The sequence below is a fragment of the Clavibacter capsici genome (genome assembly GCF_001280205.1).
Taxonomy (GTDB): Bacteria; Actinomycetota; Actinomycetes; order Actinomycetales; family Microbacteriaceae; genus Clavibacter; species Clavibacter capsici.
The window spans coordinates 2231698-2246636 of sequence record NZ_CP012573.1; the positions used below are offsets into that span (position 1 = coordinate 2231698).

12 protein-coding genes are annotated in these 14939 nt (G+C 74.4%); 2 read left to right on the plus strand and 10 right to left on the minus strand.

What is annotated here, in order from left to right; translation table 11 throughout:
* Positions 1–37: 37 nt before the first annotated feature.
* The 8 genes from AES38_RS15465 to AES38_RS10520 form a co-directional block, all read right to left on the minus strand.
* A complete protein-coding gene (locus AES38_RS15465; RefSeq protein WP_072174635.1) occupies positions 38–331 on the minus strand; it encodes a YlxR family protein in 294 nt (97 codons plus the stop codon).
* Between the two features lie 51 nt (positions 332–382).
* Positions 383–1390 carry a transcription termination factor NusA gene (gene nusA, locus AES38_RS10490; protein WP_053774927.1) on the minus strand — a complete coding sequence of 336 codons (1008 nt, stop codon included), beginning with the start codon at positions 1388–1390 and terminating at the stop codon, positions 383–385.
* 85 nt (positions 1391–1475) lie between these two features.
* A complete protein-coding gene (locus AES38_RS10495; RefSeq protein ID WP_053774928.1) occupies positions 1476–3248 on the minus strand; it encodes a proline--tRNA ligase in 1773 nt (590 codons plus the stop codon).
* 42 nt (positions 3249–3290) lie between these two features.
* On the minus strand, positions 3291–4301 hold the full coding sequence (locus AES38_RS10500) for an NAD-dependent epimerase/dehydratase family protein (RefSeq protein ID WP_053774929.1): 1011 nt from the start codon (positions 4299–4301) through the stop codon (positions 3291–3293).
* Positions 4298–6970, minus strand: coding sequence for an alpha/beta fold hydrolase (locus AES38_RS10505; RefSeq protein ID WP_053774930.1), 2673 nt, complete (start codon positions 6968–6970; stop codon positions 4298–4300). The genes AES38_RS10500 and AES38_RS10505 overlap by 4 nt, the downstream gene beginning before the upstream one ends.
* A 5-nt stretch (positions 6971–6975) precedes the next feature.
* Positions 6976–8007, minus strand: coding sequence for a 3-oxoacyl-ACP synthase III (locus AES38_RS10510; protein ID WP_053774931.1), 1032 nt, complete (start codon positions 8005–8007; stop codon positions 6976–6978).
* 105 nt (positions 8008–8112) lie between these two features.
* On the minus strand, positions 8113–9258 hold the full coding sequence (gene ispG, locus AES38_RS10515; protein WP_172403766.1) for a flavodoxin-dependent (E)-4-hydroxy-3-methylbut-2-enyl-diphosphate synthase: 1146 nt from the start codon (positions 9256–9258) through the stop codon (positions 8113–8115).
* A 66-nt stretch (positions 9259–9324) separates the two neighbouring features.
* Positions 9325–10752 (minus strand): M50 family metallopeptidase, encoded by a 1428-nt coding sequence (locus AES38_RS10520; RefSeq protein ID WP_172404153.1) that lies wholly within the window; start codon positions 10750–10752, stop codon positions 9325–9327.
* A gap of 133 nt (positions 10753–10885) precedes the next feature.
* Here AES38_RS10520 and AES38_RS10525 point away from each other — a divergent pair, with 133 nt between their 5' ends.
* On the plus strand, positions 10886–12157 hold the full coding sequence (locus AES38_RS10525) for a serine/threonine-protein kinase (protein ID WP_053774933.1): 1272 nt from the start codon (positions 10886–10888) through the stop codon (positions 12155–12157).
* Positions 12154–12753 (plus strand): hypothetical protein, encoded by a 600-nt coding sequence (locus AES38_RS10530; RefSeq protein ID WP_053774934.1) that lies wholly within the window; start codon positions 12154–12156, stop codon positions 12751–12753. The genes AES38_RS10525 and AES38_RS10530 overlap by 4 nt, the downstream gene beginning before the upstream one ends.
* Before the next feature lie 84 nt (positions 12754–12837).
* Here AES38_RS10530 and AES38_RS10535 read toward each other — a convergent pair whose 3' ends face one another.
* Both AES38_RS10535 and AES38_RS10540 read right to left on the minus strand, forming a co-directional pair.
* Complete coding sequence (locus tag AES38_RS10535) at positions 12838–13920, minus strand: 1-deoxy-D-xylulose-5-phosphate reductoisomerase (protein ID WP_053774935.1); 1083 nt, start codon at positions 13918–13920, stop codon at positions 12838–12840.
* Between the two features lie 8 nt (positions 13921–13928).
* On the minus strand, positions 13929–14936 hold the full coding sequence (locus AES38_RS10540; protein ID WP_244629159.1) for an FKBP-type peptidyl-prolyl cis-trans isomerase: 1008 nt from the start codon (positions 14934–14936) through the stop codon (positions 13929–13931).
* Between the last annotated feature and the right edge of the window lie 3 nt (positions 14937–14939).

The following is a 14939-nucleotide window of genomic DNA, read 5'->3' on the forward strand; positions in this document are numbered from 1 at the left end:
CTCATTTCGAGCCGCTCATTAGTTGTCCATGTGCCGTTCAGCCTGTTCTCTCGGATGCTCGCGCGCTCGGCTGGGCCGCGAGCCGCTCTCGTAGTCCCCCAAGAGCTGCGGGGTCGAGCGCCGCGTCGCTCCGCAGGGCCCGCCCGAAGGCACGCCGCGCGATCGCTCTGTCGATGCACTCGATGGTCGGATGGATCCACGCGCCCCTGCCGGCCATCACCGCGCGCTCGTCGAGGACGAGGGAGCGGGTGGGGGGATCGGCGACGATCCGCTGGAGAGCGGACCTCGGGGCACGCCGACGACAGCCGACGCACGTTCTTACCGGATCCATACTACCCCCTCCCTCCGGCGGCGGCGAGGCTCGGGTCCCGTCGGACGGCGCTCAGTCGTCGCCCTCGAGGATCGAGTCGGGCTGGATGTCGATCTTCGCGCCCGTGAGCTTGGCGGCGAGCCGGGCGTTCTGGCCCTCCTTGCCGATCGCGAGCGACAGCTGGTAGTCGGGCACGAGCGCGCGCACGGCCTTGGTCGCCTGGTCGATGACGAACGAGCTCGTGACCCGGGCGGGCGAGAGCGCGTTGCCGACGAACACGGGCAGCGACTCGGAGTAGTCGACGATGTCGATCTTCTCCTCGTTGAGCTCGGCCGTGACCGCGCGGACGCGCTGCCCCAGCTCGCCGATGCAGGCGCCCTTGGCGTTGATGCCGGGCTCGGTCGCGCGCACCGCGATCTTGGTGCGGTGGCCGGCCTCGCGGGCCAGCGACACGATCTCCACCAGGCCCTGGGCGATCTCCGGCACCTCGAGCGCGAACAGCTTGCGGACGAGCGAGGGGTGCGTGCGCGAGACCGTGATCTGCGGGCCCTTCGCGCCGCGGGAGACGCTCGTGACGTAGACGCGCAGGCGCGAGCCGTGCACGTACCTCTCGCCGGGCACCTGCTCCTCGGGCGGCAGGATCGCCTCGATGGTGCCGAGGTCGACGTGGATCATGCGGGGGTTCGGGCCCTGCTGGATGACGCCCGCGACGATGTCGCCCTCGCGGCCCTTGAACTCGCCGAGGATGCGGTCGTCGCCGATGTCGCGCAGGCGCTGGTTGATGACCTGCTTGGCGGCGAAGGCGGCGATGCGGCCGAAGTCGCTCGGGCTGTCCTCGGCCTCGCCGATGACGAGGCCGTCCTCGTCGAGCTCGGGGACGTGGACGGAGACGTGCCCGGACTTGCGGTCCAGGTGCACGCGGGCGGGCGGCACGCCGTCGGCGACGGGCTTGGCGTCGGCCTGGTCGGTGTGCTTGAGGTAGGCGGTGAGGATGGCCTGCTCGATGATCGAGACGAGCTCCTCGAACGGGATCTCGCGCTCGCGCTCCATCATGCGCAGGACGCTGAGGTCGATGTCCATGGGCGACTCCTCTATTCGGTTGGAAACACTCGAGGCTACCCGACCGGGAGGGGTCGGGCAGCCTCGAGCGGGGGCGCGGTGCGGATCAGCGGTCGGCGGTGAGGGCGCCCACGACGTCGGCGAGCGCGACGGGCGTGCGCTCGTCCGTGCGACGGTCCCAGAGCTCGGCCATGCCGTCGGCGGCGCCACGGCCGACGATGACGATGGTCGGCACGCCGATCAGCTCGGCGTCGCCGAACTTCACGCCGGGCGACACCTTGGGGCGGTCGTCGAAGAGCACGTCGAGGCCGGCGGCGTCGAGCGCGTCGACGAGCTCCTCGCTCGCGGTGCGCACCCCCTCGTCCTTGCCGGTCATGACGACGTGCACGTCGAACGGGCTGATGGACGCGGGCCAGAGGAGGCCGCGGCCGTCCTGCGTGGCCTCGGCGACCAGCGCGAGGTTGCGCGTGATGCCGATGCCGTAGGAGCCCATGGTGACCGTGACGAGCTTGCCGTTCTCGTCGAGCACCTTGAGGCCGAGCGCCTCCGCGTACTTGCGGCCGAGCTCGAAGACGTGGCCGATCTCGGTGCCGCGCGCGGTGCTGATGGGGCCGGACCCGTCGGGGGCCGGGTCGCCGTCGCGCACGTCCGCCGCCTCGACCACGCCGTCGGGCGTGAAGTCGCGGCCGGCGACGAGCGAGAGCACGTGCTTCCCGGCGACGTTGGCGCCGGTGATCCACGAGGAGCCGTCGACGACGCGGGGGTCGACCACGTAGCGCACCTTCGTGCTGGACGTGGATCCGAGCACGGGGCCGTCGGCCGACCACGGGCCGATGTAGCCCGTGACGAGGCCCGGCTGCTTGGCGAGGTCGGCCGCCGTGGCGGGCTCGACCTCGGCGGGGAAGAAGGCCACCTCGGCGCGCTTGAGGTCGATGTCCCGGTCGCCGGGGATCCCGACGACGACGAGCTCGCGCGTGCCGTCGAGGTGCGTCAGCGCCAGCACGATGTTCTTCAGGGTGTCCGCGGCGGTCCAGGCGCGGCCGTCCTCGCGGGGCTCCCGCGCGTTGGCGAGGTCGACGAGGGTGGCGATGGTGGGGGTGTCGGGCGAGTCGAAGACGCGCGCGGCGGGCTGGCCCTCGATGGGGATCGCGTCCGGCACGAGCGTCGTGAACGCCTCGACGTTGGCCGCGTAGCCGCCGGGGCTCCGCACGAACGTGTCCTCGCCGATGGGCGTCGGGTGCAGGAACTCCTCGCTCTTGGATCCGCCCATGGCGCCCGCGTCGGCGGCGACGATGGCGTACTCGAGGCCGAGGCGCTGGAAGATCCGCTCGTACGCGTCGCGCTGGGCCTGGTAGCTGACGGACAGGGCCTCGTCGGTGACGTCGAACGAGTAGGCGTCCTTCATCGTGAACTCGCGGCCGCGGAGGATGCCGGCGCGGGGGCGGGCCTCGTCGCGGTACTTGTCCTGGATCTGGTAGATCGACAGGGGCAGGTCCTTGTACGACGAGTAGAGGTCCTTCACGAGCAGCGCGAAGAACTCCTCGTGCGTGGGCGCGAGCACCATGGGCGCGCGCTTGCGGTCCTCGAGGCGGAACATCCCGGGGCCGTACTCCTCGTAGCGGCCGGTGGCCTGGTACGGCTCGGCGGGCAGGAGCGCGGGGAAGTGCACCTCCTGGGCGCCGATGCGCTCCATCTCCTCGCGGACGATGGCCTCGACCTTGTTCTTGACCCGGAGGCCGAGCGGCAGCCAGGCGAAGATGCCGGGGGCCTGGCGGCGGATGTAGCCGGCGCGCACGAGGAGGCGGTGGCTGGCCACCTCGGCGTCGACGGGGTCTTCCCGGAGGGTGCGGACGAAGAGCTTCGAGAGGCGTGTGGACACCCGAGACAGCCTAGCGATCCGGGCGCCTCGGGCCGCGCCCGGTCAGCGTCCGGCGGATCCGCTCGCGTAGGAGAGGCGCAGGCGCTCGAAGCCCTCGTCGAGGGAGACGGCCGGCGTCCATCCGAGCGCCCGGCGGGTCTCGCGCTGGTCGAACCAGTGCGCCGTGGAGAGCTGCTCGGCGAGGAAGCGGGTCATGGGCGGCTCGTCGGATCCGGGGCGCACGGCCCAGACGCGCTCCACCGCTCCCCCGGCGGCGCGGGCGAGGGCGGCGGGCACGCGCAGGCGCGGCGCGGGGACGCCCGCGGCGCGGCACATGCCGGCGAGCAGCTCGGCGACGGGACGCGGCTCGCCGTTGGTGACGACGTAGGCGCGGCCGTGCGCGGTGTCGGCGGCGTCGAGGGCGGCGACGATCGCGTCCGCGGCGTTGTCGCGGTAGACGGTGTCGATGAGGGCGGCGCCGTGGCCGAGGAGCGGGAGGCGTCCGCGGGAGGCGCGGTCGACGATGCGGGCGACGAGCTGGGTGTCGCCCGGGCCCCAGACGAGGTGCGGGCGGACGGCGAGGACGCGCATCGCCGGGTCGTCCGCGGCCAGGGCGATGAGCTCGCCCTCGGCCTTGGTGCGCGCGTAGTCGCCGCGGGCGCGGACGGGATCCGCGGGGCCGGCGCCGTCGCCGGTGATCGAGAGGCCCGTGTGCGCGACGGACGGCGAGGACACGTGGACGAACCGCGTGACGCCGGCCGCACGGGCGGCGCCGAGGAGCGAGCGCGTGCCCGCGACGTTCACGGCGCGGAAGTCGGCCGGGTCGCCCGCGAGCGAGACCTTGGCGGCGAGGTGCACGACGGCGTCGACGCCCGCGACCGCGTGGGCGACGGCCACTGGATCCACGACGCTGCCGCGGAGGTCCACGACGGCGCCCGCCACGGGCTCCGTGCCGCTCGACGCGAGGCCGGACGGCTGGCGCTGGAAGGTGCGGACGGCGTGCCCCGCGGCGGCGAGGCGCTCGGCGACGGCGCGGCCGAGCATGCCGCTCGCGCCCGTGACGAGGACGATCACGGGGCGCTCACCCGGCCGCCCGCGAGGATCCCCGCGGCCCAGCGGCCGAGGCGCGCGCGGTCGACCTTGGAGTTGTGGCGGACGTCCGTGGGCAGCACGGGGACGACGATCACGGCGGCGACGGGGACGCCGACCGCGGCGCGCACGGCGGCGGCGAGGTCCGGGTCCGCCAGCCCGACGCGGCGCGCGGCCGGCACGGTCTCGACGACGAGGACCAGCTGCTGGACGCCGGCGGGCCCCACGCCCACGGCAGCCGCGCGTCCGACGCCCGGCGCCGACTCGGCGCGCTGCTCCGGGCCGACGGGCGTGAGCACGCCGTCGGCCGTGGTGATCACGTGCGGCATGCGACCCTCGACCCAGAGCGCGCCCGTGGCGTCGAGGTGGCCGACGTCGCCCGTGCGGTGGCGGCGGATCCCGTCGGCGGAGTCGCGGCGCGCGGCCCGGTCGGTGACGTGCAGGCGGTCGTAGCGGTCGTGCACGTGCGGCGCGGCCACGACGATCTCGCCCGTGACGCCCGGCTCGGAGGTGAGCGCGCCGGTCGCGGCGCCGTGGGCGTCGAGCGGGCTGATGCGGATGGCGACCGGGTCGACGGGCGCGCCGACGCAGACGCCGGCGTCGCCACGGAGGGCGGCGGCGCGGATCCCCTCGAGCGTCACGTCGGTGAGCAGCAGCCCCTCGGTCATCCCGTAGGGCGTGTGGACCTCGGCGGCGGGTACGAGGGCGGCGGCGCGCGTCAGCAGCGCCTCCGAGAGCGGCGCCCCGGCGGAGAGCAGCGAGCGCACGCGGCCGAGGGCGGCGCGGTCGTCGGGGGTGAGCGCGTCGGCGGTGGCGACGACGTTGGCGAGGGCCGCTGGCGACGCGAAGACGACCGTGGCGTCGGCGGCCCGGGCGGCGGCGGCCAGCGCCGACGCGGTGAGGTCGCGCGGGCGGGTCACGTCCATGTCGGGCGTGACGCTCGTGGCGCCGAGCGCCGGGCCGAGCAGCGCGAACGGCGCGAAGCCGGCGACGAGGCCCGTGCCGACGCCCACGTCGAAGCGGGAGCCGAGGGTGTCGCGGAGGGCGGCCAGCTGGCGGTGCGTGTAGACGACGCCCTTGGCGGGGCCGGTGGATCCGGAGGTGAAGAGGATCGCGGCGTCGTCGTCGGCCGCGGGCTCGGGCGGGAGGACCTGCGCGCGGCCGTCGCGGGCGATCTCCGGCAGGCTCGCGGCGACCCCGAGCGCGCGGGCGACGGGCGGCGCGAGCGTCGTGACGGAGATCCGCTCCCCCGGCCAGCCGAGGGCCCGCGCGAGGGCGAGGCCGGCGGGGATGCCGACGACCATGTCCGGGCGGGATCCGGCGACCGCGCGCCCGAGGCCCTTGACGCCGAGGCCCGCGTCGGCGACCACGACGATCGCGCCGATGCGCAGGCACGCGTAGAGGAGGGCCGTGAGGTCGGCGCCGGGCGGCACGAGGAGGGAGACGCGGTCGCCCGCGCGGAGGCCGCGGGCGTGCAGGCCCGCGGCGATCTCGCGGACGCGGCGGGAGAGCAGGCGCCAGGAGACGGTGCGCGGGGAGCCGCCGCCGCGCGGGGCCATCTCGACGAGGACGGGGGCGTCGCTGTCGCGGAGCTCCTCGAGGAGCGCACCGAGCGGGCGGACGGGCACGGCGTCGGCGGCCGGAGCCGGACGGGCGGCGGGCGCCGATCCGGGCGCGACCCGGTCCGCGAGCCAGTCGAGCGCGGCCGACGCGTAGTCGTGGTCCTCGGCGACGAGGTGCCCGGCGCCCTCGACCCGGTGCACGTCCGCGTGCGGCAGGCGCTCGAGGAGGTCGGAGAGGTAGACGTCGCTGAAGATCGGGTCGCGCGGGCCCCACACGAACAGGGCCGGCAGGTCGAGGTCGCGGAGGCCCTCGGCGATGGTGGTGAGGGTCGCGTGGCTGGGGTGCGCGGGGCCGACGGGGATGTCGGCGACGAAGCCGCGGATCCCCGCGCGGCGGTCGGCGCCCCGGTACGGCGCGGCGAACGCGCGGCGCACGGCCGGGTCGAGCGGCGGGTGCGCGAGCGCGAGGGTGGTGGCGAGGAAGCCGGGCGTGCCGCGGGTGGCGGCGTCGTGGATCCCCGTGGCGAGCGCCAGCCGCAGCGGCCACGGGATGGGCACGCCGTCCTCCTGGTGCACGGCCGTGTTGAGCGCCATGACCCCGGCGAGCACGTCGCGGTTGCGGAGCGCCCAGCCGAGGCTGATGACGCCGCCCCAGTCGTGGCCGAGCGTGACCACGGGCCCCGAGGCGTCGGATCCGGAGAGCCCCAGCTCGTCGGTGAGCGCCTGCAGGTCGTCGAGGCGCATGGGCAGCGTGCGCGCGACGCCCGTGCGCTCGGAGAAGCCCATGTCGAGCTGGTCGACGGCGACGACGCGCCAGGCCGGCGCCGACGGATCCCGCTCGGCGCGCGCCAGCGACTCCGCCGCGATGCGCCGCCACAGGTACGACCACGTCGGGTTGCCGTGCACGCAGAGGATGGTGCCGGCGACGGGCGCGCCCGTGGCCGCCAGCCGCTCCCCCGTGTCGAGCAGGTGCCAGCCGTGGCCGCCGGCGCGCACGACGCGCGACCAGGCGGGGTCGAGGCCGGGCAGCGGCTGCCCGTCGGGGCCCGCCACGGGGACGGTCGCCGGTCGGACCGCGGCCGATGCGCTCACGGCGACTACCAGAGGATCTCGGTCATGGCCGTGTTGAGGCCGGAACCCACGCCCATGCAGAGCACGCGGTCGCCGCGGCTGAGGCTGTCGGCCTGGTCGGCGAGCGTGATGGGGATGCTCGCGGGCCCGACGTTGCCGTACCGCGGGTAGGTCAGCGGCACGCGCGACTTGTCGAGCTTCGCGGCCTTGACGATGGCGTTCGTGTGCACGTCGGAGACCTGGTGGAGGATGTAGCGGTCCATGTCGGACCACTGCCAGTCGTCCTGCGCCGCCTCCTTCCACGCGTCCACGACGAGCTCCATGCCGCCGCGGAGGAGCTCCTTCGTGTCGGTGAACATGCCGTCCACGTCGCCGATGCAGAGCTCGTGGTGCTGGGTGGCCGCGCGGGTGACGCCGCCGAGGATCCGGTGCCCCTCAGGGTGGTCGCTCGTGCGCCCGATGACGGCCGCCGCGGCCCCCGCCCCGAGCGTGAGGCTGGGGAACTCGCTGAGGAAGTCGGCGCGCGTGGTCTCCGGGCGGAGCAGGCGGGCGACCGTGTTGTGGCGGATCTCGCCGGCGTCCTCGCCGTCGACGATCATCGCGTAGTCGATCTGGCCCGAGTCGATGAGGTGGCCCGCGAGGGTCATGGCGTTGACGAAGCCGAGGCAGGCGTTGGCGATGTCGAAGTTGAGCGCGGACGACGGCAGGCCGAGCCCGTGGTGGATGCTGACCGCGACGCTCGGCTCCAGGTGCGCGCGCGTCACGGACGTGTTGATGAGGAGGCCGATCTGCGACGGCTGGATCCCCGCCTGCGCGAGCGCCTTGCGCCCCGCCTCGGTCGCGGCCGCGTCGAACGACATGGACGCGTCCCAGTTGCGCCGCTCGAGCACGCCCGCGACCCGCTGCAGCAGACCCGTGGGGAGGCGGAGGCGCGCGAGCACCGGCTTCAACCGGTCGTCGATCTCGACCGAGGTCACGGTGTGCGGGGCGAGGACGCTGGCGAGCCCCAGCAGGGAGGTGTTCCGATGCCGGAAAGTGGCGTTACCGTTCAACAGCATCCTCAGTTCGTGGGGCGATCCGCCGGGCGGACGACTAGCAGAGCCTACGCGCGGACGGCGCGCGCGGACGCACGCCGCCTGCGCGGGCGGGTGGGAAGAGGTGGGCTAGACCAGGATCTCGGGGCTGCCGATGGATCCGGCGGGCATCTCCGCGGCGAGGCGGTTCGCCTCCTCGATGAGGGTCTGGACGATCTCGGCCTCGGGCACGGTCTTGATGACCTCGCCCTTGACGAAGATCTGCCCGCGGCCGTTGCCGGACGCGACGCCGAGCTCGGCCTCGCGGGCCTCGCCGGGTCCGTTGACGACGCAGCCCATGACCGCGACGCGCAGCGGCACGTTGACGTGCTTGAGGCCCTCGGTGACCTGCTCGGCGAGCGAGTAGACGTCGACCTGGGCACGGCCGCAGCTCGGGCAGGAGACGATCTCGAGCTTGCGCTCGCGGAGGTTGAGCGACTGCAGGATCTGCAGGCCCACCTTCACCTCCTCGGCCGGCGGCGCGGAGAGGGACACGCGGATGGTGTCGCCGATGCCCTCGGAGAGCAGGATCCCGAACGCGGTCGCGCTCTTGATGGTGCCCTGGAAGGCGGGGCCGGCCTCGGTGACGCCGAGGTGGAGGGGCCAGTCGCCGCGCTCGGCGAGGAGGCGGTAGGCCTTCACCATGATGACGGGGTCGTTGTGCTTGACCGAGATCTTGAAGTCGTGGAAGTCGTGCTCCTCGAAGAGGCTGGCCTCCCACACGGCGGACTCGACGAGCGCCTCGGGGGTGGCCTTGCCGTACTTCTGCAGGAGGCTCGGGTGCAGGGATCCGGCGTTGACGCCGATGCGGATGGAGGTGCCCGCGGCCTTGGCGGCCTTCGCGATGGCGCCGACCTGGTCGTCGAACTTGCGGATGTTGCCGGGGTTGACGCGCACCGCGCCGACGCCCGCGTCGATGGCCGTGAAGACGTAGCGCGGCTGGAAGTGGATGTCCGCGATGATCGGGATCTGGCTCTTCTTCGCCAGGATGTGCAGCACGTCCGCGTCGTCCTGGTGCGGCACGGCCACGCGCACGATGTCGCAGCCGGTGGCCGTGAGCTCGGCGATCTGCTGGAGCGTGGCGTTGATGTTGGTCGTCTGCGTGGTCGTCATCGACTGGACGCTGACCTGGGCGTCGCCGCCCACCTTCACCTTGCCGACGCTGATCTGACGGGTCTTCCGACGGGGCGCGAGGACCTCAGGGACCTTCGGCATTCCGAGATTGACTGCTGGCACGGTGAAGAGCCTACGTCCGATTCCTGCGCGCCCGGTGCGTCGGGGGCGCGGGCGGCGCGACGGCGGTCAGGTCAGGCGGACGGGGTTCACCAGGTCGGCGAAGATCAGCAGCGCGCTCATGGCGCCGAAGAGGATCACGACGACGAACGTCACGGGCATGAGCTTCGCCACGTCGACCGGCCCGGGATCGCGGCGACCGAACGCCTTCGCGAGGAAGCGGCGGACGCCCTCGACGATCGCGCCGAGCACGTGGCCGCCGTCGAGCGGCAGGAGCGGCAGCAGGTTGATCATGCCGAGCGCCACGTTGAGCGACGCGACGAGCCCGATCATGGCGGAGGCGCGCGACGCGACCGGCGTCTCGTCGAGGCTCGCGATCTCGCCCGCGACGCGGCCGACGCCGACCACGCTCATGGGGCCGTTGGGGTCGCGCTCCCCTCCGCCGAAGGCCGCGCGGCCGACGTCCACCAGCCGCTGCGGGAGGTTCAGGATGAGGTTGCCGACCGCGGCCATGTTCTCGCCCGTGGTCGTGAAGGCGGCCGACAGGGGCTGCTGCTGCACGGCCTGCGTGGGGCTGAAGCCGATGAGGCCGACCTCGCGGGTGACGGGGTTCCCCTGCTCGTCGACCTCGGGGGCGCCGCGCTGGCCGATGACGGCCTGCTGCGTCAGCACGGGTGTGATCGCGAGCGTCTCACGGGCGCCGTCGCGGTCCACGACGACGTCGAGCTCCTTCCCCGCGGACACCTGCACGATGCCGGTGACCTGGTCCCACGCGGTGATGGGCGTGCCGTCGATGCTGACGACGGTGTCGCCCGGCTGGAGGCCGGCCGCGGCGCCCGGGGCCGCGGGGGCGCCGGCGGGGCAGGTGGCGGGATCCGCCGACGCGGTGGATCCGGCGGGCACGATGCACGCGTTCACCTGGCCGACCGTGGTGGTGGGGGTCGTGACGCCGAAGCCGCAGAGCACGATCGCGAACAGCACGATCGCGAGCAGGAAGTTCATGGCCGGACCGCCGAGCATGATCACCATGCGCTTGAGGACGGGCAGCCTGTAGAAGGCGCGGTCCTCCTCGTCGCCGACGCTCTCCGCGCTCGCCTGGCGGGCGTCCTGCACGAGGAGGTCGAAGAAGCCGCGGCCGGCGCGGTCGTCGGCGTCGGGGGCGGCCGGGGATCCGGCGTCGGGCGCGGCGTCGCGGCGGGAGTCGGGCCCGACGAGCTGCGCGATGCCGGTGCTGCTCGTGCCGGCGCGGGAGCTCTGCGGCGGGAACATCCCGATCATGGAGATGTAGCCGCCGAGCGGGATGGCCTTCACGCCGTACTCGGTCTCGCCCTTGCGGCGGCTGAAGATCGTGGGGCCGAAGCCGATCATGTACTGCGTGACGCGCACGCCGAAGGCCTTCGCGGGCACCAGGTGACCGACCTCGTGGAGGCCGATGGAGACGGCGACGCCGACCACGATGATGAGCACCCCGAGGATGTAGAGGAAGACGCCGTCCATGGTGGGAGAGGCTACCTCCCGCACCCTGGGCGGACGCCGCCGTGGCGCGGATCGGCCGGGCACGCGCGGCGGTGCCGCCGGGTCCCGCGCAGGAGCCCCGCACTACGCTGGGACCCTGACGAGAGGTGCCCCCATGCCCGGAGAACGGACCGACGGCCTCGCCGGCACGCTGCTGGCCGGCCGGTACCGCATCAGCGGCCTGCTCGGACGCGGCGGCATGGCCACCGTGTACCGCGCCTCCGACGAGACGCTGGGCCGCGAGGTCGCCGTCAAGGTCTTCGCCACCGACTCCGCCGACCCCGGCGAGGTCGAGCGCCAGGAGGGCGAGGTGCGCATGCTCGCGGGCCTCAGCCACCCCGGCCTCGTCACGCTGTTCGACGTGGGCGACGACGTGGTCGCCGACCGCGTGCTCGCCTTCATCGTCATGGAGATCGTCGACGGCACCACGCTCGCCGACCGCATGAAGGAGGGCCCGCTGCCCGGGCCCGAGGTGGCGCGCATCGGCGGGATCCTCGCCGACGCGCTCGGCTACGTCCACCGCCGCGGCGTCGTGCACCGGGACGTCAAGCCGGCGAACGTGCTCCTCGCCCGACCCGAGGCGCCCGACGAGCCGTCCGTCGCGAAGCTGACCGACTTCGGCATCGCCCGCCTCGTCGACGGCACGCGCCTCACCTCCACCGGATCCATCGTCGGCACCGTCAGCTACCTGAGCCCCGAGCAGGCGCTCGGCGAGGCGGTGGGCGCGCCGACAGACGTCTACGCGCTCGGCCTGGTGCTCCTCGAGTGCCTCACCGGACGCCGCACCTTCCCGGGCACGGCCGCCGAGTCGACCATGGCGCGCGTGGTGCGCGACCCGGAGATCCCCGCCCGGCTCGGCACGGCGTGGGTGGACCTCCTCTCCCGCATGACCCGGCGCGATCCGGCCGCCCGGCCGACCGCACGCGAGGTCGCCGCGGAGCTGCGGACCGGGCGCGCTCCCGCGTCCGCGGTGGACGAGCCGACCGCCGCCTCGACGCGCGTGCTGCCCGCGGCGGACGCCGCCGCGTTCGGCGCTGCCGGCGCCGCGGGTGCTGCCGCCGGCGCCGGTCCATTCGCGGACCGGGATGCGCGCACGGAGCGGTTCGGCGCCGCGCCGGCGACGGCCGTCGGCCTAGGCGCCCCGACCGCCCGCACCGCGCCCGCGGAGCCCGCCCGTCCCGCCGCGTCGGACCGCGACGGCACCACGCGCCGGGGCACCCGCGCCCTCAGCATCGCGGTGGTCTCGGTCCTGGTCGCCGCGGCCGCCGTGGTCGGCGTCGTGACCGTCACGTCGATGCAGACCCACGACCCCGCGTACCCGTCCGTCCCCGGACCCTTGGGCGCCAGCCTCGAGGAGCTGCAGAAGAGCGTGGAGGACGCCCCGTGATCCGCACATCGACCCGCCGCACGCTCCGCTCGCGCGCCTCCGTCGGCCTCGCGGCCGCCACCACGACGGTCCTGCTCCTCGCCGGCTGCGCGGGATCCTCCACCCCGGAGGACCGCGCGCTCGACGACCTCCAGCAGCGCACGCTCTCGGTGACGCGGTCGTCCGCCGACGGCGACTACGCCAAGGCGCTCGCGCAGCTCGAGGAGCTCCGCGCGGCCGTCGAGGCCGACCTCGCGGACGGGTCCATCGACCAGGCCCGGCACGACGAGGTCATCGCCCGCATCGACGCCGTGCGCGCGCAGCTGGAGGCCGCGCGCGATGCCGCGCCGTCCACGCCGACGCCGACCCCCTCGCGCACGCCGGCCCCGTCACCCACGCCCGCTCGCTCGGACGCGCCGACCCCGTCGCCCACCCCGACGCCGACCCGGACGGCCAGCCCGTCCCCCTCGCCGTCCCCGAGCCCGAGCCCGGCCGGCGGCGGCGGTCCCGGGAACGGGAACGGCAACGGCAACGGGAACGGGAACGGGAACGGCGGAGCCGGGAACCCGGGGAACGGCGGCTCCGGGAACGGCAACGGCGGGAACGGGAACGGCTGATCCGCGTGCCGAGGGGCCGCGGCCCGGTCCCTCCGCCGCCCCGCCTCGTGCGGCTGCGGGATCCGCAGGCGTCCGACCTGCCGGTCAGCCGCCCAGCACGCGGTCGGCCTCGGCGCGCGCCCAGCGCTCCGCTTCCGCCAGCGACTCGCGCGTGAGCGGACCGGACGCCGGCGCGTGGGTGTCGACGACGCGGCGGATCGTGTCGACGATGTCGAGGAAGCCGGCGCGTCCCGCGTGGAACGCCTGGACCGCCTGCTCGTTCGCGGCGTTGTAGACGGCCGGGTACGTCGAGCCGGCCGCGCCGACCTGCTTGGCCAGGAGGACGGCGGGGAACGCCTCGTCGTCGAGCGGCTCGAAGGTCCAGGTGGCGGCGCGGGTCCAGTCGATGGGGACGCCCACGTCGTGCATGCGGTGCGGCCAGTCCAGGCCGAGCGCGATGGGGAGGCGCATGTCCGGAGGCGACGCCTGCGCGAGCGTGGACCCGTCGATGAACTCGACCATGGAGTGCACCAGCGACTGCGGGTGGACGACGACGTCGATCCGCTCGTAGGGCACGTCGAAGAGCAGGTGCGCCTCGATGACCTCGAGGCCCTTGTTCACGAGGGTGGACGAGTTCGTCGTGATGACGAGGCCCATGTCCCACGTGGGGTGCGCCAGCGCCTCGCGCGGCGTGACGTGCTCGAGCTCGGATCGGGTGCGTCCCCGGAAGGGTCCGCCGGACGCCGTGACGACGAGGCGCCGGACCTCCTCGGCCGTGCCGCCGCGCAGCGCCTGCGCGATGGCGGAGTGCTCCGAGTCGACGGGGACGAGCTGGCCCGGCTTCGCGAGGGAGCGCACCAGCTCGCCGCCGACGATGAGCGACTCCTTGTTGGCGAGGGCGAGGGTGCGGCCCTCCTCCAGCGCGGCGAGCGTGGGACCGAGCCCGACGGATCCGGTGATGCCGTTGAGCACCACGTCGGCGTCCACCGAGCGGATCAGCTGCTCCGCCTCGTCGGCGCCGAGGGCCGTGTGCTCGACGCCCGCGACGCGCGCCTGCTCGGCGAGGGCCTCGCGCTTGCTTCCGGCGCCGAGCCCGACCACCTCGAACCGCTCGGGGTGGCGTGCGATGACCTCGAGGGCCTGAACGCCGATCGAGCCCGTGGACCCGAGGACGATGACGCGGCGCACGGCTGCTCCTACTGGGCCGGGGCGGACTGGGTGCCGAGGATGTCGACGACGAACACGATGGTGTCGGTGCCGCCGATGTCGTCGCCCTGGCCCTTGTCGCCGTAGCCGTCGGCGGGCGGGATGATCGCGATGACCTGCGAGCCCACCTTCTGGCCCACGAGCGCCTTCGTGAAGCCGGGGATGACGCCGCTCGTCTGGAACGAGACGGGCTTGCCGCCCTTGTCCCAGCTCGAGTCGAAGACCTTCTTGGTGTTCCAGTTGATGCCCGTGTACTGGACGGTGACGTTGGCGCCGTCGGTGACCTCGGGGCCGTCGCCGACCTTGAGGTTCGCGATCTTCGTCTCGGCGGGCGGGGCCGCGTCCGGGATGGTGATGGTGGGCGCGCCGTCGTCGGCGAGCGTGACCGTCGGGAAGCCCTCGGGCGCCGGCTGGTCGACGCCGTCGGCGCGCGTGGGGACCTGGCTCAGCACGTCGACCACGATGACGATGGGGTCGTCGGCGCCGAGGCCGAGCTGCGAGGCCTGGTCGGCCGCGAAGCCGTCCGCCGCGGGGACGACCGCGACGACGCGGGAGCCGACCGTGGTGCACTCCACCGCGCGGACGACGCCGGGGACGAGCGCGCTGTCGTCGAGCGTGGCGGGGAGCGGGGCGTCGGCGTTGTAGGCGAGCTGCGAGATGGCCTCGCCGGTCTTCCCGTTGTAGGCCGCGAGCGCGATGTTCGCGGTGGCGCCCGCGGCGACCTCGGCGCCGTCGCCCTCGGTGACGACGGTGCGCTCGGTCGTGTCGACCGTGAGGGGACCGTCGACCGTGACCTGGGGCGCCGAGCCGAAGTCGCCGGAGACCTTGACCGACTTCGACGCGTCGCCCGACGGGGTGTCGATGCAGGAGGCCCCCGCGGTGCGTGCGCCGGCCGTGGGGCTCGCGGACGGATCCGCGTCCGGCGTGCCGCTGCCGGAGCAGGCGGACAGCGCCAGGACGGCGGCCGCGGCCAGGGTGAGGGGGATGCGTCGCTTCACGGG